This window comes from Geodermatophilus sp. SYSU D00696, from assembly GCF_054050235.1.
The window spans coordinates 122,099-145,732 of record NZ_JBJGYY010000004.1 but is presented as its reverse complement, the minus strand read 5'-3'; the positions used below and the strand labels follow the sequence as shown (position 1 = coordinate 145,732).

Annotated in this window: 21 protein-coding genes; 14 read left to right on the top strand and 7 right to left on the bottom strand. The window is 74.7% G+C overall.

The annotated features are described in order from the left end of the window. Positions 1–2 precede the first annotated feature (2 nt). The 3 genes from ACI79O_RS04655 (at position 3) to ACI79O_RS04645 (ending at position 3,509) form a co-directional block, all read left to right on the top strand. Complete coding sequence (locus tag ACI79O_RS04655) at positions 3–1,457, top strand: CCA tRNA nucleotidyltransferase (RefSeq protein ID WP_456913478.1); 1,455 nt, start codon at positions 3–5, stop codon at positions 1,455–1,457. Between the two features lie 123 nt (positions 1,458–1,580). Then, the gene (locus ACI79O_RS04650; protein WP_456913477.1) at positions 1,581–2,408 is read left to right on the top strand and encodes a matrixin family metalloprotease; all 828 of its coding nucleotides are present in this window, start codon (positions 1,581–1,583) and stop codon (positions 2,406–2,408) included. Between the two features lie 165 nt (positions 2,409–2,573). Beyond that, entirely contained in the window at positions 2,574–3,509 is a 936-nt protein-coding gene (locus tag ACI79O_RS04645) for a matrixin family metalloprotease (RefSeq protein WP_456913476.1), read from the top strand. Positions 3,510–3,516: 7 nt separating this feature from the next. On the opposite strand, the gene ACI79O_RS04640 is transcribed toward ACI79O_RS04645, so the two are convergent. Beyond that, the gene (locus ACI79O_RS04640; RefSeq protein ID WP_456913475.1) at positions 3,517–4,797 is read right to left on the bottom strand and encodes an MFS transporter; all 1,281 of its coding nucleotides are present in this window, start codon (positions 4,795–4,797) and stop codon (positions 3,517–3,519) included. A gap of 63 nt (positions 4,798–4,860) precedes the next feature. On the opposite strand from ACI79O_RS04640, the gene ACI79O_RS04635 reads away from it, so the two are divergent. Further along, positions 4,861–5,523, top strand: coding sequence for a YqgE/AlgH family protein (locus ACI79O_RS04635; protein WP_456886584.1), 663 nt, complete (start codon positions 4,861–4,863; stop codon positions 5,521–5,523). Positions 5,524–5,652: 129 nt separating this feature from the next. Here ACI79O_RS04635 and ACI79O_RS04630 read toward each other — a convergent pair whose 3' ends face one another. The 3 genes from ACI79O_RS04630 to ACI79O_RS04620 all read right to left on the bottom strand — a co-directional run bounded on the left by ACI79O_RS04630 (position 5,653) and on the right by ACI79O_RS04620 (position 8,310). Next, entirely contained in the window at positions 5,653–6,414 is a 762-nt protein-coding gene (locus ACI79O_RS04630; RefSeq protein ID WP_456886586.1) for a hypothetical protein, read from the bottom strand. A 106-nt stretch (positions 6,415–6,520) separates the two neighbouring features. Next, positions 6,521–7,597 carry an inositol-3-phosphate synthase gene (locus tag ACI79O_RS04625; protein WP_456886588.1) on the bottom strand — a complete coding sequence of 359 codons (1,077 nt, stop codon included), beginning with the start codon at positions 7,595–7,597 and terminating at the stop codon, positions 6,521–6,523. Positions 7,598–7,704: 107 nt separating this feature from the next. After that, the gene (locus ACI79O_RS04620) at positions 7,705–8,310 is read right to left on the bottom strand and encodes a PadR family transcriptional regulator (RefSeq protein ID WP_456876990.1); all 606 of its coding nucleotides are present in this window, start codon (positions 8,308–8,310) and stop codon (positions 7,705–7,707) included. Between the two features lie 202 nt (positions 8,311–8,512). On the opposite strand from ACI79O_RS04620, the gene ACI79O_RS04615 reads away from it, so the two are divergent. From ACI79O_RS04615 to ACI79O_RS04605, 3 genes are all read left to right on the top strand, one after another. Continuing rightward, a complete protein-coding gene (locus ACI79O_RS04615; RefSeq protein WP_456876989.1) occupies positions 8,513–8,923 on the top strand; it encodes a DUF5318 family protein in 411 nt (136 codons plus the stop codon). Positions 8,924–9,082: 159 nt separating this feature from the next. Continuing rightward, the gene (locus ACI79O_RS04610; RefSeq protein WP_456886590.1) at positions 9,083–11,506 is read left to right on the top strand and encodes a transglycosylase domain-containing protein; all 2,424 of its coding nucleotides are present in this window, start codon (positions 9,083–9,085) and stop codon (positions 11,504–11,506) included. 22 nt (positions 11,507–11,528) lie between these two features. Then, positions 11,529–13,052 carry a glycosyltransferase family 87 protein gene (locus ACI79O_RS04605; protein ID WP_456913474.1) on the top strand — a complete coding sequence of 508 codons (1,524 nt, stop codon included), beginning with the start codon at positions 11,529–11,531 and terminating at the stop codon, positions 13,050–13,052. A 79-nt stretch (positions 13,053–13,131) separates the two neighbouring features. On the opposite strand, the gene ACI79O_RS04600 is transcribed toward ACI79O_RS04605, so the two are convergent. Continuing rightward, positions 13,132–13,944: a deoxyribonuclease IV gene (locus ACI79O_RS04600; RefSeq protein ID WP_456913473.1), complete on the bottom strand. Its 813-nt coding sequence runs from the start codon at positions 13,942–13,944 to the stop codon at positions 13,132–13,134. Between the two features lie 173 nt (positions 13,945–14,117). Here ACI79O_RS04600 and rpsF point away from each other — a divergent pair, with 173 nt between their 5' ends. The 4 genes from rpsF (at position 14,118) to rplI (ending at position 15,697) form a co-directional block, all read left to right on the top strand. Further along, positions 14,118–14,405, top strand: a complete 288-nt coding sequence (rpsF, locus tag ACI79O_RS04595) for a 30S ribosomal protein S6 (protein ID WP_456876984.1) — start codon at positions 14,118–14,120, stop codon at positions 14,403–14,405. Positions 14,406–14,407: 2 nt separating this feature from the next. Next, positions 14,408–14,902, top strand: coding sequence for a single-stranded DNA-binding protein (locus ACI79O_RS04590; protein WP_456886596.1), 495 nt, complete (start codon positions 14,408–14,410; stop codon positions 14,900–14,902). Between the two features lie 100 nt (positions 14,903–15,002). Next, positions 15,003–15,239 (top strand): 30S ribosomal protein S18, encoded by a 237-nt coding sequence (rpsR, locus tag ACI79O_RS04585; protein WP_073422051.1) that lies wholly within the window; start codon positions 15,003–15,005, stop codon positions 15,237–15,239. A 2-nt stretch (positions 15,240–15,241) separates the two neighbouring features. Then, entirely contained in the window at positions 15,242–15,697 is a 456-nt protein-coding gene (gene rplI, locus ACI79O_RS04580; RefSeq protein ID WP_456876982.1) for a 50S ribosomal protein L9, read from the top strand. Positions 15,698–15,784: 87 nt separating this feature from the next. On the opposite strand, the gene ACI79O_RS04575 is transcribed toward rplI, so the two are convergent. Beyond that, positions 15,785–16,063, bottom strand: a complete 279-nt coding sequence (locus tag ACI79O_RS04575; RefSeq protein ID WP_456886598.1) for a hypothetical protein — start codon at positions 16,061–16,063, stop codon at positions 15,785–15,787. Next, entirely contained in the window at positions 16,056–16,568 is a 513-nt protein-coding gene (locus ACI79O_RS04570; RefSeq protein WP_456886599.1) for a hypothetical protein, read from the bottom strand. The genes ACI79O_RS04575 and ACI79O_RS04570 overlap by 8 nt, the downstream gene beginning before the upstream one ends. A 70-nt stretch (positions 16,569–16,638) precedes the next feature. On the opposite strand from ACI79O_RS04570, the gene ACI79O_RS04565 reads away from it, so the two are divergent. The 3 genes from ACI79O_RS04565 to ACI79O_RS04555 all read left to right on the top strand — a co-directional run bounded on the left by ACI79O_RS04565 (position 16,639) and on the right by ACI79O_RS04555 (position 23,571). Continuing rightward, positions 16,639–17,094 (top strand): MarR family winged helix-turn-helix transcriptional regulator, encoded by a 456-nt coding sequence (locus tag ACI79O_RS04565; RefSeq protein WP_456886601.1) that lies wholly within the window; start codon positions 16,639–16,641, stop codon positions 17,092–17,094. Between the two features lie 463 nt (positions 17,095–17,557). After that, complete coding sequence (locus ACI79O_RS04560) at positions 17,558–21,409, top strand: replicative DNA helicase (RefSeq protein WP_456913472.1); 3,852 nt, start codon at positions 17,558–17,560, stop codon at positions 21,407–21,409. A 254-nt stretch (positions 21,410–21,663) separates the two neighbouring features. Continuing rightward, a complete protein-coding gene (locus tag ACI79O_RS04555; protein WP_456913471.1) occupies positions 21,664–23,571 on the top strand; it encodes an Ig-like domain-containing protein in 1,908 nt (635 codons plus the stop codon). The last annotated feature ends 63 nt before the right edge of the window (positions 23,572–23,634 follow it).

Genomic DNA, 23,634 nt, shown 5'->3' with positions numbered 1-23,634 from the left:
TCGTGTCCGGTGTGCCCCCGGCGGTCCAGCAGACCGTGCGCGACCTCGTCGACGTCTCGCCCGTGCTCGTCGAGCTCGGCGAGCGGTTCGCCGCGGCCGGCTTCGAGGCGCACCTGGTGGGCGGCTCGGTGCGCGACGCGCTGCTGGCCGCCGGGAGCGGCGCCGCGACCCCCGCCGGCGACCTCGACGTCACCACCGACGCCCGGCCCGAGCAGGTGCTGCGGCTGCTGCGCGGCTGGGCGGGTTCCACGTGGAACCAGGGCATCGCCTTCGGCACCGTGGGCGCCGAGATCCGCGGCACCCGGGTCGAGATCACCACGTTCCGCGCCGACCGCTACGACCGGGAGTCGCGGAATCCGGAGGTGGCCTGGGGGACGTCGCTGCGCGACGACCTCGCCCGCCGCGACTTCACGGTCAACGCCATGGCCGTCTCGCTGGGCCCCGACCGGACGGTGACCGATCCCTTCGGCGGCCTCGGCGACCTGCTGGCCCGGAGGCTGCGCACCCCCGGCGCGGCCACGGACTCCTTCGCCGACGACCCGCTGCGGATGCTGCGCGCGGTCCGCTTCGTCGCCCAGCTCGGCGTCACGCCCGTCGACGAGGTGGTCGAGGCGCTCACCGCGATGTCCGGGGAGCTGGCCCGGATCACGCCGGAGCGGGTGCAGGCCGAGCTGTCCCGGACCCTGCTGCAGGACGCCCCGCGCGAGGCGCTGGAGCTGTTCGTGTCCACCGGCCTCGCCGACGTCGTCCTGCCGGAGCTGCCGGCGCTGCGGATGGAGATCGACGAGCACCACCAGCACAAGGACGTCTACTCCCACTCGCTGACCGTGCTGGACCGGGCCATCGCGCTGGAGCGGGCCGATCCCGACGCCCCGTCGCCGGACCTGGTGCTGCGGCTGGCCGCGCTGCTGCACGACGTCGGCAAGCCCGCCACCCGCCGGCACGAGCCGCGCGGCCGGGTGTCCTTCCACCACCACGAGGTGGTCGGCGCCAAGCTGGTGCGCAAGCGGCTGACCGCGCTGCGCTACCCCAAGGAGGTCGTCGAGGCGGTCGCCCGCCTGACCTTCCTGCACCTGCGGTTCCACGGCTACGGCCGCGGCGAGTGGACCGACTCGGCGGTGCGCCGCTACGTCACCGACGCCGGCGACCTGCTGCCCCGGCTGCACAAGCTGGTGCGGTCGGACTGCACGACGCGCAACAAGCGGCGGGCGGCGGCGCTGTCGGCCACCTACGACTCGCTGGAGCGGCGGATCGCCGAGCTGTCGGCGGCCGAGGACCTCGCCCGCGTGCGCCCCGACCTCGACGGCAACGCGATCATGGAGATCCTCGGCATCGGCCCGGGCCGCGAGGTCGGCGAGGCGTGGCGCTTCCTCAAGGACCTCCGCCTCGAGCGCGGCCCGCTCGACCCCGACGAGGCCGAGGCCGAACTGCGCGCCTGGTGGGCCGCCCGCTCCTGATCCCTCCTCCGCCCGGGTGACACCACCCCGCGCGGTCTCCCCCGCCGCGCCGGACGCCGGTAGGACCGACGGCCGGGCCGCAGGGACGGGGGACGGGTGCACGGGCGATGTGTGCACGGGCGAGTGCACGGCCGGGGGCACGGCCGGGGGCTCCTCCGGGCAGCGCGCCGCCCCGGCCCGACCGCCGTCGCCGTCGGTTGCCTGGTCCTCGCGCTGACCGCGTGGTCGGTCCAGGACCCCGCCGGCGCCTCGCCGGAGACGGCGCCGGCCGCGGTCCCGGGCCAGCGGCCCACCCCGGGGGTCGGTGCCGCGCCGTCGCCGCTGGGCGTCCCGCCGCCGGCTCCGGCCCCGGGCGGCAGCTGGGCGTTCCTCGACCACCAGGCCGACGGCGTCACGCCGGTCGCCTACGACCCCTGCCGCGCCGTCCACTACGTCGTCCGCGTCGGCGATGCCCCACCGGACGCGGAGGTCCTCGTCGCCGACGCCGTCGCGGAGGTCGCCGCGGCCACCGGCCTGCGGTTCGTGTCCGAGGGTCGCACCGACGAGCGGGTCGGCCGCGACCGCCCGGCGTACCAGCCCGCCCGCTACGGGGACCGCTGGGCGCCGGTGCTGGTCTCCTTCGAGCTGCCGGCCGGCAACCCCGACGTCGGCGGCGGCGTCGCCGCCCGCGGCGGCAGCGAGGCCGTCTCCGCGGGCGGGCCGGCGGTCTACGTGACCGGCAGCGTCGTCGTCGACGCCGACTGGGCGGCCGGCGCGGCGGCCACACCGGCGGGCCGTGCCGCGCTGCGGGCGGTCCTGGTGCACGAGCTCGCGCACGTGCTGGGCCTGGCCCACGTCGACGACCCCGGCGAGCTCATGCACGGGGCCAACGACGGGCAGCTCGACCTGGGCCCCGGGGACCGTGCCGGCCTGGCGCGGCTCGGCCGGGGCGCGTGCGAGCCGGCGCTGTAGGGACCTCCTCCCTCGGAGGTGTCCGGGCGGCCTCCGGGCTGTACCCCGGTGGTCGCGCGGCCGAGAGGATGGGGGACGGGAACGGGCGAGAGGAGCCGGAGCGTGCACGGGGGACCGGAGGACCGCCCGGGCGGAGCGCCACCGCGGGGCGGCCCGGTGCCACCCGTGCCGGGGGTGCCCACCTCGCCCACCGGCCGGGTGCCGCAGTGGGTGCTCGACGAGCTCGCCGGCCGGCCCGCCGACCCCGGTGCCTGGCGCTCGTGGACACCGCCCCGCCGCCCGCGCCGGCGCTCCCCCGCCGTACGGGGGCTGCTGTCGGTCCTCGTCGTCGTGGCCCTCGCCCTGGGCGCCTCCGTCCTGGTCGGTGAGCTGCCCTGGCCGGACCCGCCCGCAGGCGCCGGTGCCTCCGCCGGCGGACTCGGCGGACGCACCGGCGACCGTCCGACCCCGGGGCGGGAGGCCGCGGACGCGCCCCTGGGGCAGCCCGCCCCGGCACCGGGCACCGGCAGCCACGCCTTCGCCGCCGTTCAGGACGACGGCGTCACCCCCGTCGCCTACGACCCGTGCCGGCCGGTGCACTACGTCCTCGCGCCCGACGGTGCGCCGGAGGGCGCCGACGTCCTGGTCGCGGAGGCGGTCGCGCGGCTGTCGGTGGCCACCGGCCTGCGGTTCGTCCACGACGGGACGACCGACGAGCGGTGGTCGGACCAGCGGCCGGCCCACCAGCCCGACCGGTACGGCGACCGCTGGGCGCCGGTGCTGCTCAGCTGGGCGACGCCGGAGGAGGTGCCGGCGCTGGCGGACACCGTCGCCGGGATCGGTGGCAGCCAGGCGGTGTCGGTGGGCGGACCCCTCGTCTACGTCACCGGGGCGGTCGCCCTCGACGCCGGGTGGGCGGCCGCTGCCGCCTCCACCCCCGGGGGTCGCGAGGCGATCCGCGCGGTGGTCCTGCACGAGCTCGGCCACGTGCTGGGCCTGGCCCACGTCGACGACCCGGCCGAGCTGATGTCGGCGACCAACGAGGGTCAGGTCGACCTCGGGCTCGGGGACCTCGCCGGGCTCGCGCGGCTGGGCCGGGGCGCCTGCGAGCCGGCGCTGTAGGGACCGGTCAGGGCGCGTGCGCGCGGGTGATCCGGGCGTAGCCGGCGGCCGTGACGGCGTACACCGCGGCGACGACGGCCAGGCCGGTCACCGACCGTCCCGACGCGGGCAGCAGCAGGGCGCCGGCCACCAGGGCCGCCACGTAGGCGACGTTGACCAGGGTGTCGTAGACGGAGAACACCCGGCCCCGGAAGTCGTCGTCGACCGACTGCTGCAGCGTGGCGTCGACGCAGATCTTCACGCCCTGCGCGACGAAGCCGAGGACGAGACCGGCGGCCACCCACCCGGGCGGTGCGAACGTCAGCCCGAGCGCGAGCTGGAGCGCCCCGCCGCCGGCCAGCAGCAGCACCACCCACCCGCGGGTCCCCAGCCGGCGCACCGCCGCGGGCGTCGTCACCGCCGCCAGCAGGGTGCCGGCCGACCCGGCCGCCAGGACCACGCCGAGGCCGGCCAGCCCGCCCGGGAGCGGGCCGGTCCCCTCCGTGAGCGTGTTCCGGTACAGCAGCAGGGTCATGAGCGTGAGCAGGCCGTAGCAGACGCGGTGCGCCCCGATGGCCGCCAGCGCCGCGGCGGCCGGCGGGTGCTCGGCCACGTGCCGGGCGCCGGCCACCATCCCGCGCAGCACCGCCCGGGCCGGCAGGTGGGCGGACCGGGCACCCGAGTCGGGGCCGAGGTACTGCCGGCCGAACCCCGTGGCGACGGCGGCCGACGCCAGGTACGGCAGGGCCGCCGAGGCCGCCACGGCGGCGTAGGCGACGTCCCCGGCCGTCCCGAGCTGCAGCAGCCCCAGGGCGGTGATGCCGCCGACGACGGTGGCCACCGCCCCGGACGTCGTCGACAGCGCGTTGGCCGGCACGAGGGAGGCCGGGTCGATGGTGTGCGGCAGCGCCGCGGACAGCGCCGCCAGCAGGAACCGGGTGACGGCGAAGACGGCGAGCCCGGCGACGTAGAAGAGCGGTCCCGCGTCCCCGGCCAGCACCAGCGCGGCGACCACGGCGACCAGCCCGGCGCGCAGCACGTTGGCCCGCACCAGCACCTGGCGCCGGCTCCACCGGTCCAGCCAGACACCGGCGAACGGCCCGACCACCGAGTACGGCAGCAGCAGCACGGCGAAGGCCGCGGCGACGTCGACCGGGTCGGCCGCCCGCTGGGGGTTGAACAGCACCGTCCCGGCGAGCGCCGCCTGCAGCACGCCGTCGCCGGACTGGGCGAGCAGCCGGGTGGCCAGCAGGCGGCGGAAGTCCCCGCGGGCGAGCAGGTGCCGCACGGTGGTGTCGGCCTGCTGCACCCGATCACCGTACGGGGCGGCCCCACCCTCCCCCGGGCGCCGGACTGATGCACACTGGTTCCGATGTCCTCGGTGCCCTCGTCACCCGACCCCGACTCCGGCCGGCCCGCCCGGGCGGCCCGGGGCCGGCGTCGCGCGGCGGTCCCCACGCTGTCGACCGGCACGCTCGACGACGTCGCCCCGGGATCCCTGCTGGTCGCCATGCCGGCGCTGAGCGACCCCAACTTCGCCGGCACCGTCGTCTACGTGCTCGACCACAACGACAGCGGCACCCTCGGCGTCGTCCTGGGCCGGCCGAGCCAGGTCGAGATCCGCGACGTGCTGCCCGGCTGGTGCGACCTCGCCGTGGAGCCGGGCGTGTTCCACGTCGGCGGCCCGTGCGAGACCGACACCGCGCTGTGCCTGGCCGCCTGCCCCGGGCACGGCACCGAGCCGGAGGGCCTGCGCCGGGTGGCCGGTGACGTCTACCTCGTCGACCTCGACGCCGACCCCGACGCCCTCGAGGGCGGCGTCGCGGGCCTGCGGGTGTTCGCCGGTTACGCCGGCTGGTCGCCCGGTCAGCTCGCCGCCGAGATCGCCGAGGGCGCGTGGGCGTGCGTGCCGGGGACGCCCGGCGACGTCCTCAGCGAGCTCTCCGGCCCGGAGCTGTGGCGCGCGGTGCTGGGCCGCCAGACCGGCCGGCTGGCGGTGCTGTCGACGGCGCCGGCCGACCCGTCGGCGAACTGACCCTCCCGGGTGGTCCGACTCCCCGGGACACGCCGTCGTGCTGCGCCTGCCGACCGGTTCTGGTAGGAACATCCCCGGAGGGGGCGGTCTGGGGAAGAGGCCGCCCCCTCCCCCCATGTCCGGACCCGCTCACAGGCCCAGGGCGGCGGCGACCTCCGGGTGCGCGACCGCGTCGAGGGTCTGCCCCTCCTCCGGCAGCGCGATCGTCCGCGGCCCGTGGTCGGCGAGCGTCACCGTCACCTCGGTCTCCGGACCGGGCAGTGCGGCCTCGTACTGCAGCAGCAGGTCGCTGGTGTCGTCGACGGCCACCGACCAGCCCGCCTCCGAGGCGTAGACCGACGCCAGCCGGCTGTCGATCGAGCGCTGCCCCTCCCACGTCGCCGCGCCGTCGAGGAACGCGGCCGCCTCGTCGGCCTCCTCCGCGCCCAGGTTGAGCACCACCTGCACGAGGACGTCGGTCAGCGGCACCGCGTCCGGCCCGGCGGCGAGCGGGCGGCGGACGAACGGGACGTCGGGCAGGCCCGCGGCGGCCAGCGCCTCGGGCAGGCCCGGCACGTCGCCGAACCAGACCTGGTCGCGGGTGAAGAACAGCGTGCGGACGTCGTCGGGCCGCTCGTCCCCGTAGGAGGTCACCGCCCGGGCCCGGCCGGCTCCACCGGCCAGGTCGACCTCGCCGGTGAGCGTGAGCAGGCCGTCCTCGCCGAACGGGGCGGTGACCACGACGTCGGCGCCGCCCTCCTCCTCGACACCGCGGGCGAGCAGCCCGGCCAGCACCTCGGCCTCCTCGGCGGTCACCGGGTCGCCGGGCTGCCGGTCGGTCTGGTCGCCCGAGCAGCCGGTCAGCCCGACGCCGAGCAGGACCAGCGCGGTCGCGAGCAGGCGGCGCGGCATGGCGGCCAGCGTATGCAGCGCGGCGGCGGCCCGCGGCTCCCGACAGGCCGCAGGCCCGCCCCCCGGTGCGGGGGACGGGCCTGCGTGAGGTGCTGGACGGGGGTCCTTACACGACGTCGCCGCGGATGAAGGCCTCGACGGCGTCGCGGGCCTCGCTGTCGCTGTACTGCACCGGCGGGGACTTCATGAAGTAGGACGACGCGGAGAGGATCGGGCCCCCGATCCCGCGGTCCTTGGCGATCTTGGCGGCGCGGACGGCGTCGATGATGATGCCGGCCGAGTTCGGGGAGTCCCAGACCTCGAGCTTGTACTCCAGGTTCAGCGGGACGTCGCCGAACGCGCGGCCCTCGAGCCGGACGTAGGCCCACTTGCGGTCCGACAGCCACGGCACGTGGTCCGACGGGCCGATGTGCACGTTGTCGGTGCCCATGTCGCGGTCGACCTGGCTGGTGACGGCCTGGGTCTTGGAGATCTTCTTCGACTCCAGCCGTTCGCGCTCGAGCATGTTCTTGAAGTCCATGTTGCCGCCGACGTTGAGCTGCATCGTGCGGTCGAGCTGCACGCCGCGGTCCTCGAAGAGCTTGGCGAGCACCCGGTGGGTGATGGTGGCGCCGACCTGGCTCTTGATGTCGTCGCCGACGATCGGGACGCCGGCGGCGGTGAACTTGTCCGCCCACTCCTTGGTCCCGGCGATGAAGACCGGCAGGGCGTTGACGAAGGCGACACCGGCGTCGAGGGCGGCCTGGGCGTAGAACTCGGCGGCCTGCTGCGACCCGACCGGCAGGTAGCAGACCAGGACGTCGGCGCCGGACTCGCGCAGGGCGGCGACGACGTCGACCGGCTGCTCGTCGGACTCCTCGATCGTCGCCCGGTAGTACTTGCCCAGGCCGTCGAGGGTGGTACCGCGCTGCACGGTCACACCCAGCGGGGGGACGTCGCAGATCTTGATCGTGTTGTTCTCGCTGGCGACGATCGCCTCGGAGAGGTCGCGGCCGACCTTCTTGGCGTCGACGTCGAAGGCGGCGACGAACTGCACGTCGGACACGTGGTACTCGCCGAAGCGGACGTGCATGAGGCCGGGCACCGAGCTGGTCTCGTCGGCGTCCCGGTAGTAGTGCACGCCCTGCACCAGCGAGGCGGCGCAGTTGCCCACGCCCACGATGGCGACCTTGACAGCTCCCATGGTCTTCCCTTCTCCCTGGACCCGGTGGTCCGTGTCGCGGGACCGTTCCGGTCCTGGCGGTGGCTGCGGTGGCGGCGCAGCCGGTGGTGCCTGCAGTCGTGCCGTGGTCAGTCCTCCCCGGTCCGGCTCGCCGGGTCCGGGTCCGGGTCGGGCCGGCGGCGCTCGCTGTCGATCAGCTCCGACAGCCAGCGCACCTCCCGGTCGACCGAGTCCAGGCCGTGCCGCTGCAGCTCCAGCGTGTAGCGGTCGAGCCGTTCGCGGGTCCGCGCCAGTGAGGACCGCAGGCCGTCGCGCTGCCGTTCGACCGTGCGGCGGCGCCCCTCGAGGATGCGCAGCCGCACGTCGGCGGCGGTGTGCCGGAAGAAGGCGAGGTGGACGCCGAACAGCCTGTCGTCGTCGTACGCCTCGGGACCGGCCTGGCTGACCAGCTCCGCGAAGCGCTCCTTGCCCTCCGCGGTGATCGTGTAGACCACCTTCCCGCGCCGGCCGGTCAACGGCGGTGCGTCGGCCGGCAGCGGCGTGCGCCGGTCGGGCTCGTCGGTGGTGACCAGCCCGGCGGCGTGCAACCGCTTGAGCGCGGGATACAGCGAGCCGTAGGAGATGCTGCGCAGCCCGCCGAGGACCTCCGCGAGCCGCTTCCGCAGCTCGTAGCCGTGCATCGGGGACTGCTGCAGCAACCCGAGGATGGCGAACTCGAGCACCTCGCCCCCCATCGGTCCCTGCCGGTCGATGTATCGAGACGATACATCGGGGGGTGAACGCGTGGGCAACTCGAGGTGCGTCGCCCGACCGGTCGAGGTGCGTCGCCCGACCGGGGGACCCGGCAGCCGCGCCGGTCCGCCGCCGGTCGGTGCGGGCCGGCGCGGGTCCTCGTGAGGCTCCCGGCGGCCGGCGCACCTGCGTACATTGGCGGCCGTGCCCGGACGTCGCTCCGTCGTCGACTACTCGCTGCACCGGCGAGCGGTCCTCGCGGACGTCCAGGCCGGGCGCACCGGGCTCTTCGAGGTCTGTGACGCCAGCCCCTACCTGACCCGGGCGGCGAGGTACCACGGTCAGCAGACCGACCTCCCCTGCCCGGTCTGCCGCCGCGAGCGCCTCGCACTGGTGAACTACGTCTACGGTGAAGGGCTGGGCCACGTGTCCGGGCAGGCGAAGACCGAGGCGGAGCTCGCCCGGATGGACGCCGCGCAGGAGGAGTTCTCCGTGTACACCGTCGAGGTGTGCCGCGGGTGCGGGTGGAACCACCTGGACTGCTCCTACGTCCTGGGGGCGGAGCCCGAGCCCGGACGGCAGCCGCGCCGGCGCCGCCGCGCTGCCACGGACTAGCACCGCCGCTCCGGCGGTTGCACCACCGGCGGACCCGTCCGTCACACGCGTCCCGGGGACGCGGCGCGTTCCGCGCGTCCTCCCCGGTGCACACAGCCGAGAACGCCACGCTGGGCCGGATCCCGTCCTGCCCACCGACTACCGAGGAGGGGCTCCCTGGTGCCTCCCCACGACGAGACCTCGCCGGTCGGGCCGTCCGGCGGCCCGCCGCGGCGGCCGTCCGCCCGGACGACCGCCGCGGGCGGAGGTGCCCGCCGGCCGTCCGGGGGTGACCGCGGCCGCACGACGGCGGGACGGACCGGCGGCGCCCGCCCCGGCGGGTCCCGGCCCCCCGGCGCCCGCCCCGCGGCCGGCAAGAAGGCGCGCACCACGAAGCAGCGCCGCCGTCGCCGGCTCAAGGTCGCGCTGGCCACCCTCGGCGGGCTGTTCGTGCTGCTCGGCGTCTTCGTCGGCGTCGTCTACGCCACCACCGAGGTCCCCGACCCCAACTCGGTGCAGAACGCGCAGACGACGGTCGTCTACTACGCCGACGGCACCACCGAGATGGCCCGCCTCGGCGACACCAACCGCACCAACGTCGGCCTGGACCAGGTCTCCGAGGGCGCCCGCAACGCCATCCTCGCCGCGGAGAACAAGGAGTTCTACTCCGACCCGGGCATCTCCTTCACCGGCATCGTCCGGGCCGCGTGGAACAACCTCACCGGCAGCTCGACGCAGGGCGGCTCGACGATCACCCAGCAGTACGTCAAGAACGCCTTCCTCAGCCACGAGCAGACGTTCAGCCGCAAGTTCCAGGAGCTCTTCCTGGCGGTCAAGCTGGACAACCAGTACTCGAAGGACGAGATCCTCGAGAACTACCTGAACACCATCTACTTCGGCCGCGGCGCCTACGGCATCGAGGCCGCGGCGAACACCTTCTTCGGCGTCCCCGCCGCGCAGCTGACCCCCCAGCAGGGCGCGGTGCTCGCCGTCCTGGTGCGCAGCCCGAGCTCCTACGACCCCGAGGGCAACCCCGAGGGCGCCCAGGACCGCTGGGGCCTGGTCCTCGACGCGATGGTCGAGGAGGGGTGGATGACGCAGGGCGAGCGCGACGCGTCGGTCTACCCGCCGGTGCTGCCGCGGCCGGAGTCCTCGGCGCTGGGCATCCCCACCGGTCCCGAGGGCCTGGTGGTCTCGCAGGCGATCGACGAGCTCGAGGCGCGCGGCTACTCCGACGAGCAGATCCGGGCCGGCGGCCTGCGCATCACCACGACCGTGGACAAGGCGGCCCAGGACGCCGCGATCGCCGCCGTCGACGACGTCATGGACGGCCAGCCGGACAACCTCCGGCAGGCGCTGGTCGCCGTCGACCCGAGGACCGGCGCGGTGCGGGCGTACTACGGCGGCCGCGTCGGTGCCGGTGACGGCGCCGTCGACTACGCCCAGGCGCGCCGCCAGCCCGGCTCGTCGATGAAGCCCTACGTGCTGGCCACCGCGCTCGACCAGGGCATCGGCGTGAACTCCCGCCGCGACGGCAGCTCGCCGCAGACCTTCCCCGACCGCGAGGCGCCGGTGCGCAACTCCGGCGGGGTCTCCTGCGGGGCCTGCACCCTGGTCGAGGCCATGACCCGCTCGCTCAACACGACGTTCTACGGCCTGGCCTACGAGGTCGGCCCGGACAACGTCCGCGAGACGGCGCTGGCCGCCACGGGCATGCCCGAGACCTGGCCGGCCAACGGTGGCCTGCTCGACGACGAGCCGACCCTGACCGCGCCGGGCTCGGGCGTCACCGGCTCCTCGATCGGCATCGGCGAGTACGAGATGCGCCCGATCGACCAGGCCGCCGGGTTCGCCACCCTCGCCAACGGCGGCGTCCGCCAGCCGACGCACTTCGTCGCCCGGGTCACCGACACCGAGGGTGCGGTCCTGCTGGACAGCGGCGTCGGCCCGGGTGAGCAGGTCATCGACCCCGACGTCGCCGCCGACACCACCTTCGCCCTGAAGGGCGTGGCGCAGCACTCCCGCCGCGCCCTCGAGGGCGGCCGGGAGGCGGCGTCCAAGACCGGTACGCAGGGCATCGACGCCGACGACAACTCCGACGCGTGGATGGTGGGCTACACGCCCTCCCTGTCCACCGCGGTGTGGATGGGCACCGACGGCTACGAGCCGATCCGCAACGCCGACGGCGCGATCATCTACGGCGCCGGCCTGCCGGGCGCGATCTGGCAGCAGTTCATGGACACCGCCCTGGCCGGCACGCCCGAGGAGGACCTGCCCGACCGGGCGGTCATCCGCGGGGACACCGGCAACGGCGTCCCCGCGCCCACCACCGAGGCCCCGCCGACCACGCAGGCCCCGCCGACCACGCAGGCCCCGCCGACGACCGAGGCTCCGCCGACGACGACCACGCCGCCGGCACCGACGACGACCACCCCGCCGCCGGCGGATCAGGGGCCGCCCGGGGACGAGAACAACAACGGGGTCCCCGACGTCTTCGAGAACGGGGGCGGCGGGCAGGACGGCAACGGGGGCGGCACCGGCGGCGGCAACCAGGGCGGGTCGCCGGCTCCCGCGCCGGAGACCCAGGCGCAACCGACCGGCTGACCGCCCCGGGCACACTGACCCGGTGAGCTCCTCCCCCACGGGCCCGTCCGCTCCGGCACCCCAGCCGGCGGACGGGCCCGCGGCGTCTGCGGGGACGCCCGGGCCCGGCGCCGGCCGCCGTCCCGACCGGGTGGTGCCCACCTGGTCGGACCCGGTGGCCGCCCAGGCCAGCGAGGCCGTCGGCGGCCCGTGGGGGCGGCACGCGGTCACCGGCCGGGCGCTGTTCTGGACGCCGCTGCGCGTCTGCCTGCTCTACGCCACCGTCGTGCTCGCCGCCGCGTGGCTCAAGCAGTCCCCGTGCTCGGACGGCAACTGGGCGGGGTCGGTGCAGTACACGCACCTCTGCTACTCCGACGCCGTCCCGCTGTTCGGCATCCACGGCCTCGGCGAGGGTGCCGTCCCCTACCTCGACGCAGCCGTGGAGTACCCGGTGCTCACCGGCGCGCTCATGGCGCTCGCCGCGGTGCTCGGCCGCGGCTACGAGAGCCTCGCAGCGGCGGCCGGTCTGCTCCCCCAGGTCCCGCCGGTGCAGGCCTACTACGTGGCCACCTGCCTGCTGCTGAGCCTGTGCGCGCTGGTCACCGTCCGGGCCGTGCTGGGCGCCTCCGGTCACCGCCCGTGGGACGCGGCGCTGATCGGGCTCTCGCCGCTGCTGTTCGTGCACGCGTTCACCAACTGGGACCTGCTCGCCGTCGCGCTGGCGGCCTGCGGGCTGTGGGCCTGGGCGCGCGACCGGCCGGTGACGGCCGGCGTGCTGTTCGGCCTGGGCGCGGCCGCGAAGCTGTTCCCCGCGCTGCTGCTCCTCGCGCTGTTCCTGCTCTGCCTGCGCGCGGGGCGGCTGCGGGTGTGGCTGCGCGCGGCGCTGGCGGCAGGGGCCGCCTGGCTGGCCGTGAACGTCCCGGTCGCGCTGCTGGCCCCGGAGAACTGGTCGCTGTTCTTCCGGCTCAACAGCTCCCGGCCGGCCGATCCGGACACGCTGTGGAACATGGCCATCACCGCCGCCGGCGGCGACCTGTTCGACGGGCCGCTCGCCCAGGGCGAGACGCCGGTGGTGCTCAACGCGCTGGTGGCGGTCTGCGTGCTGCTGGTGGTCGCCGCCGTCGGCTGGCTGACGCTGGCCGCACCGGTGCGCCCGCGGGTGGCGCAGGTGGCCTTCCTGCTGGTGGCCGGCTTCCTGCTGGTCACGAAGGTGTGGAGCCCGCAGTACTCGCTGTGGCTGCTGCCCCTGGCGGTGCTCGCCCGGCCGCGCTGGCGCTCGCTGCTGCTCTGGCAGGCCACCGAGGCGGTGCTGTGGGTGGTGCGGATGCTCTGGTACCTGGGCACCGGCGAGCGCGGCGTCGGCGTCGAGTGGTTCTTCCTCGCGGTCGGCGTCCGCGACCTCGCCGTCTGCGTCCTGGTCGGCCTGGTCGTGCGGGACGTGTGGCGTCCCGACGGCGACGTCGTCCGGACCTCGTGGCCGGCCGTCGACGACCCGGCCGGCGGCCCCCTCGACGGCGCCGCCGACCGGGTGGTGCTGCGCCGCCGGCACCGGGATCAGGTGACCTGATCGTCGGGCGTCCTCCCTCACGTCCGGCCACGAGGGAGGACGCCGCAGGGCGAGGGAGGACGGCGGTCCGGGCGGGCGACTACCCGAGCGCCTCGCGGACCAGCGCGACCTCCTCCGCGTGCGAGGCGGGGTCGCCGGGGGTCTCGAGGACGACGGGGCAGCCGGCGGCGCGGGCCACGCCGAGCAGCAGCTCCAGCGGGATCTCGCCCGACGTCAGCGGCGCGTGCCGGTCGCGGCCGGAGCCCTGCGGGTCGCGGCTGTTGTTGAGGTGCACCAGGTCGACCCGGCCGGTGATCGCGCGGACGTCCTCGACGGCGGTGGCGAGGTCCCAGCCGGCGGCCCAGGCGTGGCAAGTGTCGAGGACGAACCCCGCGCCGAACTCGCCGACGGCGTCCCACAGCCGGGCCACCGCGCCCAGCTCGCGGGCCATCGCGTTCTCGCCGCCGGCGGTGTTCTCGATCAGCAGCGGCAGCGGGAAGCCGCCGTCGTCGGCCTGCCGGGCGAACGTCTTGCGCCAGTTGTCGAAGCCGGCGGCCGGGTCGTCCTTGGCCAGCACGTGCCCGCCGTGCACGACCATCCCGCGGGCACCGATCGCCGACGACGCCCGCGCGTGCACGGCGAGGTTCTTGCGGCTGGGGATGCGGATCCGGTTGTTGGTCGAGGCCACGTTGAGCACGTAGGGCGCGTGCACGAACACCGCGACGTCGCCGGCGAGCAGGGCCTCGGCGTCGGGACGCGGCGGCGGCGCCTTCCAGCCCTGCGGGTCGCCGAGGAACACCTGCACCGCGTCGGCGTCCACCTCCGCCGCCCGGGCCAGCGGACCGCCGGCGTCGAGCTCGTTGTCCTCGGTCAGTCCGGGTCCGACGTGGACGCCGATCGGCTGCGTGCTCACCCCGGCGACGGTAGTCAGGCCCGGTGACGGTGACCGGGGCTCCCGGCCGCGCTGGTAGCCTGGAGGGGCGCGTCCGTCCGCCGTCCCGGCGGGACCGGGCGCGCGACGCGTGTACGACCCTCCTGCTGCAGACGTCCTGCAGCCGCCACAGACCAGAGGAGGTGGGGTTCTCCGTGCGTCACTACGAACTGATGGTCATCCTCGACCCCGACCTGGAGGAGCGCACGATCGCTCCCTCCCTCGACCGGTTCCTGACCGTCGTCACCAACTCCGGTGGCACCGTCAAGACCGACATCTGGGGCCGGCGCCGCCTGGCCTACGAGATCAAGAAGAACATCGAGGGCATCTACGCGGTCATCGACATCCAGGCCGAGCCCGCCGCGGTCGCCGAGCTCGACCGCCAGCTCAACCTCAACGAGTCGGTCCTGCGGACCAAGCTGATGCGGCCCGAGGTCCACTGACCGTGGCCGGCGAGACCGTCATCACCGTCATCGGCAACCTGACCTCCGACCCGGAGCTGCGCTTCACGCCGTCGGGGGCCGCGGTCGCCAACTTCACCGTCGCCTCGACGCCGCGCACCTTCGACCGGCAGTCGCAGGAGTGGAAGGACGGCGAGGCGCTGTTCCTCCGCTGCAACGTCTGGCGGCAGGCGGCCGAGAACGTGGCCGAGTCCCTCACCCGCGGCTCGCGGGTCATCGTCTCGGGGCGCCTCAAGCAGCGCTCGTTCGAGACCAAGGAGGGCGAGAAGCGCACCGTCGTCGAGCTCGAGGTCGACGAGATCGGCCCCTCGCTGCGCTACGCCACCGCGAAGGTCACCCGTGCCTCCCGCGGTGAGGGTGGCGGCGGCTTCGGCGGCGGCGGCGGTGGCGGCTTCGGTGGCGGCGGCGGCGGTGGCGGTGGCGGGGCGAGCGACCCGTGGTCGACGCCCGCCGGCCCGTCCGACGAGCCCCCCTTCTGAGAAAGGACCCCCTCGCTCCCCGCGCCACGCTCCGCGCGGCGGGGGCCCCTGCGAGAGGGCCGTTCCATCTCCCCACCACTAGTCGTACCTGGAGAACCCAGTGCCCAAGCCCCCCGTGCGCAAGCCCAAGAAGAAGGTCTGCCAGTTCTGCAAGGACAAGGCGACCTACATCGACTACAAGGACACGACCCTGCTGCGGAAGTTCATCTCCGACCGCGGCAAGATCCGTGCCCGCCGCGTCAGCGGCAACTGCAGCCAGCACCAGCGGGACGTCGCCACGGCCGTGAAGAACAGCCGTGAGATGGCCCTGCTGCCCTACACCTCGACGGCGCGCTGACCATGAGCACCCAGAAGCTGATCCTGACGCAGGAGGTCACCGGTCTCGGGTCCTCCGGTGACACCGTGGAGGTCAAGGGCGGCTACGCCCGCAACTACCTCCTGCCCCGCGGCCTGGCCATCGTCGCCACCCGCGGTGCCGAGAAGCAGGTCGAGTCGCTGCGCCGGGCGCGTGCCGCCCGCGACGTGCGGTCGCTCGAGGAGGCCCAGGCCGTGGCCGGGCGCCTCTCCGGCCTGACCGTCCGGGTGCCGGCCCGCGCCGGCGACGGTGGCCGCCTCTTCGGCCGCGTCACCACCGCCGACGTCGCCGCGGCCGTCACGGCCGCCGGTGGCCCGGAGCTCGACCGCCGCCGCATCGAGCTGCCCAGCAGCATCAAGACCACCGGTCAGCACACCGTCACCGTGCGGGTGCACCCGGAGGTCACCACCCAGCTGGCGATCGAGGTCGTCGCCGGTTGACGCCGCCTCCCTGCGGGGAGGCGTGGAGCACCGCCCAGGAGGGGCGCCGGACGTCGTCCGGCGCCCCTCCTGCCGTCTCCGGCCCCGTCAGCTCCCCGGTGCGGGGTCGGGATCGGCGCGGCCGGCCGCGTGCAGCACCAGCAGTCCGCCGACGGCGGGCACGAGGCCCCGCAGCCGCACGGCCCGGGGCAGCGGGAGCTGCCAGGCGAGGACCGCGGTGACCAGGTAGGCGGTGCCGTGCAGCGGCCCGACGGCCGAGGCCAGCGGCGCCCAGTGCACGGTCACCAGGTTGACCAGCAGCACGGTGAGGGTGACCAGCTCGGCCGCGGTGGCCAGCGCCAGCCAGCGGGTCGGTGACTCAGACACCGGTCGTCGAGCCCGGCCGGACGACCATGAGCACCACCACGACCACCCAGACCAGGTTGAACGTCCCCGAGGCCATCGCCAGCCGCCGCACGCGGGTCGTGCTGCCGGTGAGGGTGCCGGCGACGGTCCCGACGCCCGGGCCTCCCTCGCCACCGTCCGTCCCCTCCCCCGCGGCGGCCGCGAGGACCTCCTGCTGGCCCGGCAGGACGACGCCGACCAGCACGCCCGCCGCGAGCAGCGTCAAGGCCATCGAGGCCAGCACCCAGGCGTCGGTGAGCACCCCCAGCGAGCTCGCCGTCGCGATCCCGAACACCGGCACGGCCAGCGACAGGACGGCGTAGACGCGGGTGACCCGGTGCAGCAGGCGCAGCGCGGGCACCGCGGCCGGGTCGCGCCCCTCCAGCGCCTGCCGGGCGTAGCGGGGGAACAGGCTCACCGCGATCGTCACGGCGCCGACGAAGACGACGGCCACGACGACGTGGACGCTGAGCAGCACTGCAGCCACGGGACCTCCTCGGTCGGTGCCACCCACAGTATCAGCCAGACTGAAACAACCGGCCTGCGATCATGCGGACGTGACGGCAGCGGAGGGAACGGGAGGCCCGCCACCGACCAGCACCGCGATGGCCCTGGTGGTGACCGGTCGGGCCATGGAGGACCTGCTCACCGCCCGGCTCGCGCCGCTGGGGCTCTCGCTGCGGCTGCTCGGCGCGCTCGGCCACCTGGCCCGCGACGAGGGGCTGTCCTACTCCGACCTGGCCCGCCGGGCGCGGGTCACCACGCAGAGCATGCACGCGACCGTCGGCCGGCTCGTCGAGCTCGGCGCGGTGGAGTCCGCCGGCCCGGGCCGCGGCCGGCGAGCGGGGCTGCGGGTCACCGGTCCGGGGCGTCGGCTGCTGGCCGACGGGCTGGCCGTGGTGGAGGCGGTGGACCGGGAGCTCGCCGCGGTCCTCGCCGACAGCGGCGGCGCGCTGGACTGGCCGGCGCTGCTCGCCGCCCTCGGGCTGGCCGGACGGCGGCCGGCGGGATGACGACGTGCGGTCCTGTCGACACGCCGCCCGTGCCGTCACGGCCGGTGCTGTGACGGCTGCGCCGGGCGGGACGACACGACACGCCCGGGCGTCCGGCACGCCGGTCTTTCTCGTGTCCACAGCCGGTGGGTGGTCACCGCGCAGGTGACGCGCGCAGGACCACGGCATGTCCGGCCGGTGTCCCGCCCGTCTCCACATGTCGACTCGGGCTGTCCACCGACTTGTCCACAAGTTGTGCAGAACGCGGTGCACATGGGGTGTTGGACGGGTCCGCCGTCGCTTCCTACCGTCCTCTGCGGCACCGGGAACTGCGAGAACTGTCGGTGGCTCCCGGTAGCACAGGGCTCGAACGCGCGTTCGAGTGCGGGCATCGCGCGTCCTGGTGCTTCCCCCACCGGGCCCCGGTCGGTCGGCCGGGGCTTGCCGCGCGTGCCCATGAGCAGAGGGAGGTACCCAGGTGGCGGTGGCCGACGAGTTCAGCCGGCCGCAGGCGACGGCGCCGGAGTACGACCGGCAGCCCCCGCAGGACGTCGCGGCCGAGCAGTCCGTCCTCGGCGGCATGCTGATGAGCAAGGACGCGATCGCCGACGTCGTCGAGGTGCTGCACGGCAACGACTTCTACCGGCCGGCGCACCAGGTGATCTTCGACTGCATCCTCGACCTGTACGGGCGGGGCGAGCCGGCCGACGCCATCACCGTCGCCGCGGAGCTCAACCGCACCGACCAGCTGTCGAAGATGGGCGGCGCGGTCTACCTGCACACGCTCATCGCCTCCACGCCGACCGCGGCCAACGCGGGCTACTACGCCGCCATCGTGGCCGAGCAGGCGGTGCTGCGGCGGCTCGTCGAGGCCGGCACCCGGGTGGTGCAGCTGGGCTACGGCGCGGCCGGCGGGCGCGGCGACGTCGACGACATCGTCGACCGCGCGCAGCAGGAGATCTACGACGTCACCGAGAAGCGCATGAGCGAGGACTACTCGCGCCTCGAGGACATCCTGCAGCCGACGATGGACGAGCTCGACGCCATCGCCTCCCGCGGCGGCACCGCCCGTGGAGTCCCCACCGGCATCCGTGACCTGGACGAGCTGACGAACGGTCTCCAGGCGGGCCAGATGGTCGTCATCGCCGCCCGTCCGGGTGTGGGTAAGGCGCTGGCCCTGGACACCCCCATCGCCACCCCCACCGGCTGGACCACGATGGGTGAGGTCTGCGTCGGCGACCGGGTGCTGGGCGCCGACGGGCGGCCGACGACGGTCGTGGCCGCCACCGACGTCATGACCGGTCGGCCCTGCTACGAGGTGCACTTCTCCGACGGGTCGGTGGTCGTCGCCGACGCCCAGCACCAGTGGGTCACCACCGACCGCGCCGCCCGGCGGCTCGGCGAGCGCGGCGAGGCCCGGGTCCGCACGACGGAGGAGCTGGCGCGCACTCTCCGCTGCGCCACGGCCGACCGGCGCCTCAACCACGCCGTGGCGAACGCCGCCCCGCTGGACCTCCCCGCCGCCGACCTGCCGCTCCCGCCGTACGCGCTCGGCGTCTGGCTGGGCGACGGCACCTCCGCCGCCGCCCAGTACACGAGCGCGGACCCGGAGATCGCCGCCTACATCGAGGCAGAGGGCCTGGTCGTCACGCCCACGGGGGTCGACCGGCGCTACTCGCTCCGCCTGCCCGCCCGTCCCGCGCCGGCCGAGCGGCCGTGCCCGATGTGCGGCGAGCCGTTCGTGCCGAGGACCTCGCAGGTGCAGACGTGCGGCAAGGCCTGCGGCGGCGCCCTGCGGGCCAGCGGCGGGGTGGGACGTCAGGCCACCTGCCCCGACTGCGGTGGCCCGTCGAGCGGGATGGCGCAGTGCCAGCCCTGCCGGGACGACCACGGCACCGTGAAGGGCCTCCTGCGCGGCCTAGGCGTGCTCGGCGGCAAACAGATCCCGGCGGCCTACCTCCGCGCGTCGGTGGCCCAGCGGCGCGCGCTGCTCGCGGGCCTGCTGGACACCGACGGCACCGTCACGCCGAGCGGTGCGGTGCAGTTCGCCGTCACCGACCGACGGCTCGCCGAGGACACCCGCGAACTGATCGCCGGTCTCGGGCACCGGGTGAAGCTGAGCACCAAGCGGGTGCGCGGTCGCACCGAGGCGTCGTCCACCTGCTACACGCTGACCTTCAGCACCGACGACGAGGTGTTCCGCCTCGAGCGCAAGAAGCTGCTGCACAAGGAGCGCGGTGCGCGCACCTACACCGCCCGCGGCGTCCGTTTCGTCACCGACGTGCGGCCGGTGGCCAGTGTGCCGGTGCGGTGCATCCAGGTCGACGCCGCCGACTCGCTGTTCCTCGCCGGCCGCAGCTTCATCCCGACGCACAACTCGACCCTCGGGCTCGACATCGCCCGGTCGGCGGCGGTGAAGCACCACTTGGCCACCTGCATCTTCTCGCTCGAGATGAGCAAGCACGAGATCACCATGCGTCTGCTCTCGGCCGAGGCGAAGGTGCCGCTGCACCACATGCGGGCCGGCACGCTGTCCGACGAGGACTGGTCGAAGCTGGCCCGCCGCATGGGCGAGGTGGCCGACGCGCCGCTCTACATCGACGACTCGCCGAACATGACGATGATGGAGATCCGGGCCAAGGCACGGCGCCTCAAGCAGCGCAACGACCTCAAGCTCGTGGTCATCGACTACCTCCAGCTCATGACGTCGGGAAAGCGCGTCGAGAGCCGTCAGCAGGAGGTGTCGGAGTTCTCCCGTGCACTCAAGCTGCTGGCGAAGGAGCTCGAGGTCCCGGTCATCGCGATGTCGCAGCTCAACCGCGGTTCCGAGCAGCGCCAGGACAAGAAGCCGATGCTCTCCGACCTCCGCGAGTCGGGGTGCCTGCCGGCGGAGACCCGCATCCTCCGGGCGGACACGGGCGCCGAGACGACGATGGGCGAGCTCTTCGCGAGCGGTGCCACCGACGTCCCGGTGTGGGCTCTCGACGACAACCTCCGCTACGTCCGCCGGCACCTCACCCACGTGTTCTCCACCGGTCGCAAACCGGTGCTGCAGCTGACCACCGCGTCGGGCAAGACGGTGCGGGCCACGGCCAACCACCCCTTCCTGACCTACGACGGGTTCCGCCCGCTCGGTGAGCTCGCGCCCGGTGACCGCATCGCCGTCCCGCGGCACGTGCCGGCGCCGGACCGGATGACGGTGTGGGAGGACGAGAAGGTCGTCCTGCTCGCCCACCTCATCGGCGACGGCAGCTTCGTCCGGCGCCAGCCCCTCCGGTACGCCTCGATCGACGAGGAGAACCTGCGGGCGGTCACCACGGCGGCGCTGCACTTCGGCGTCGTGGCAGTGCGGGACGACTACGCCGTCGCCCGCTGCACCACGCTGCGGCTGCGGTCCCCCTTCCCGCTCACCCACGGCCGGCGCAACCCGATCGCCGAGTGGCTGGACGAACTGGGCCTGTTCGGCCTGCGCAGCCACGAGAAGTTCCTGCCCGAGCCGGTCTTCTCGCTGCCGAAGAAGCAGATCGCCGCGTTCCTGCGGCACCTGTGGGCGACCGACGGTTCCGTCACGGTGAACAGGAACGGCCGAGGTGGGCGCGTGTACTACGCCTCGACCAGCCGCCGGCTCGTCGACGACGTCTCCCGCCTGCTCCTGCGCTTCGGCATCTCCAGCCGGATCCGCCGGGTCCGCAAGGCCGGCTACCGGGACGGCTGGACGCTGGACATCAGCGGCTGCGACGACCAGCGGCGCTTCCTCGGGGAGATCGGCGTCCACGGAGCCCGCGGCGTCGCCGCTGAGCGCCTGCTGGGCATCGTCCGGGAACTGTCCGGCAACCCCAACGTCGACACGGTGCCGGTGCAGGTCTGGGAGCGCGTGCGCGCGGTTCTGGAGGGGAAGGGGATGAGCCACCGCGCCTTCGCCGCCGCCATGGACTCGGCGTTCTGCGGCAGTGCCATGTGGAAGCACGCCCCCAGCCGGGAGCGCCTGGGGCGGATCGCGGCCGTCCTCGACGACGCGGAGCTCGAGATCCAGGCGGTCAACGACCTGCTCTGGGACGAGATCGTCTCCATCGAGCAGGGTGTCGAGGAGGAGGTCTACGACGCCACGGTGCTGGGCGGCCACAACTTCGTGGCCGAGGGGATCGCCGTCCACAACAGCATCGAGCAGGACGCCGACATGGTCATGATGATCCACCGCGAGGACATGTACGAGAAGGAGAGCCCGCGGGCCGGCGAGGCCGACATCATGCTGGTCAAGCACCGCAACGGCCCGACGGCGAACGTCACCGTGGCGTTCCAGGGGCACTACAGCCGCTTCGTCGACATGGCGAACTGACCGCCCCGCACCCGACACACCAGGGCCCGGGGACCGAGGCGGTCCCGGGCCCTGGTGCGTCCGGCCGGCGGGCCGCTGGTCCCCGGCGCCGCCCGCTGCGTTCCGGCGCCGCGCCGTGTTCCACGTGGATCACCGCCGGGACGCGCGGGACGGGCCGACGGCCATCACCTCGTGTGACTGAACGGCTGCGAGATTGTGATCCGAGTCTCCGTCGACTAGGAAGAGGCGTCCTCCCCTCCCACCTGGAGATGCCTGTGCAGCAACGACGCTGGCACCGGGCGACCTCGTCGCTCCTCGGTGCACTGACCCTGACGGCCGCCCTGTCGGTCACGGCCACCCCGGCCCTGGCCGCCCCGGACAAGCCCGAGCCGCTCTCGGTCTTCCCCTCCGACTCCCTCACCGTCCGCGACCCCGCGCAGCTCACCGGACGCCGGGTCGCGCTGCCGGCGGAGAGGTGCGGCGCCCCGATCGCCTGCGGTCTGGTGCAGCAGCTCAACCGGCTCGACGGGTTCGACCTCGACCCGCGGATCGCCGTGCGGTTCAGCGGGCCGGTGGACCCGGCCGCGACCGCCGCGCGCATCACCCTGCAGCCGGCCGGCACCGACACCCGCATCGGCGTCGACCGCGTGGTGTGGGACCCGGCGACCAACACGCTCTACGCCCACCCGGCCGAGCAGCTGGCGCCGTCGACGACCTACCGGCTGCGCGTCCAGGGCGGTCCGGACAACAAGGCCACGCACGAGACGTTCACGACGATGAGCGCCACCGACGGCCTGCTCGACCTCCAGCGGCAGATCGCCGACGGCAGCGCGTTCGCCGCCGCGGGGATCGACGACCCGTCCCTGCAGGTGCAGGGCGCCTTCCCGGCACGGGGGACCACGGTCGCCTGGGCCACCGACCGCGGCACGACCGACCCCGCGCCGACGCCCACGCCGGTCCCCACGGCCGCCCTCGGCGGCACCGTCGTCTTCGGCTCGTTCCAGGCGCCGTCCTGGCTCACGCCCGAGGTCACGATCCCGCAGACGCCGACCGGGGACGCCGGTCCCCGCCCGGTCGGGGCCGAGCAGCTGCCCTTCGTCGCCGTCCTGCCGCCGGGCACCCCGCCGCCCGGCGGCTGGCCGGTCGCGGTGTTCGGCCACGGGTTCACCAGCTCGACCAACGCCGTCTTCCTCGCGGCCGTGGAGAACGCGAAGAACGGCATCGCCACCATCGGCACCAACGTGGTCGGCCACGGCTACGGGCCCGAGAGCGACTGGGTCGTCACCAGCGGCGGCACGACGAGGACGTTCGACGCGTACGGCCGCGGGATCGACCAGGACCGCAACGGTGCCATCGAGTCCACCGAGGGGTCCTCGGCCACCGGCGCGGCCGCGGCCCAGTCCTCCCGCGACGCGCTGCGTCAGACCGTCGCCGACAACATGACGCTGATCCGCTCGCTGGGCGGCACCGACGTCGACGGCGACGGGACGCCGGACCTCTCCGGCGAGGACGTGACCTACTTCGGCCAGAGCTTCGGCGGCATCTACGGCACGATGCTGACCGGTGTCGACCCGGCGGTCACCCGCTCGGTGCTCAACGTGCCCGGTGGTCCGGTCACCGAGATCGCCCGGCTCTCGCCGTCCTTCCGCGGGCTCACCACTCTGGCGCTGCAGGCGGCCGGGCTGCTCAACAGCACCGACCCGACCCGCAACTTCTTCCAGGAGCAGATGCCGCTGCGCGGCGAGGGCCCGGTCACGGTGACCGTGCCCGGTGCGGTGGAGATCCAGGAGTACCTGGCCCGGTCGACCTGGCTGTCCCGCCCGGGCAGCCCGGAGACCTTCGCCCCGCTCATCGAGCCGGAGCGGGTGCTGGTGCAGGTGGCGTTCGGGGACCAGACGGTGCCCAACCCGACGTCGTACACGATCGTCGACGCCGGGGACCTGTGGTCGCGGACCAGCGTCTACCGCAACGACCGGGCGACGCCGCCGCTGCCCAACCCGCACTCGTTCCTGCTGGTGCTGCCGCATCCGTCGGCGCCGCAGGGGCAGGCGCAGGTGGCCGCCTTCCTCGGCCGGGGCGAGGTCGTCGACCCCGACGGGGGTGGCACCGTGTGGGAGGTGCCGGTCGAGGACCCATCGGTGCTGCTCGGGCTGAACTTCCCGCAGCCGGCGCTGCGGCCCTGACGGCCGCTGACGGCAGAGGGGCCCGGGACGCGATCCGTCGTCCCGGGCCCCTCGTGCGTCCAG

What these genes read in the sequence shown, in the direction of transcription:
- ACI79O_RS04635 (WP_456886584.1), top strand. Translation starts at nt 4,861, where the DNA reads ATGTCCTCGGTGCCCTCGTCACCCGACCCCGACTCCGGCCGGCCCGCC.
- ACI79O_RS04630 (WP_456886586.1), bottom strand. Translation starts at nt 6,414, where the DNA reads ATGCCGCGCCGCCTGCTCGCGACCGCGCTGGTCCTGCTCGGCGTCGGG.
- ACI79O_RS04625 (WP_456886588.1), bottom strand. Translation starts at nt 7,597, where the DNA reads ATGGGAGCTGTCAAGGTCGCCATCGTGGGCGTGGGCAACTGCGCCGCC.
- ACI79O_RS04620 (WP_456876990.1), bottom strand. Translation starts at nt 8,310, where the DNA reads ATGGGGGGCGAGGTGCTCGAGTTCGCCATCCTCGGGTTGCTGCAGCAG.
- rplI (WP_456876982.1), top strand. Translation starts at nt 15,242, where the DNA reads ATGAGCACCCAGAAGCTGATCCTGACGCAGGAGGTCACCGGTCTCGGG.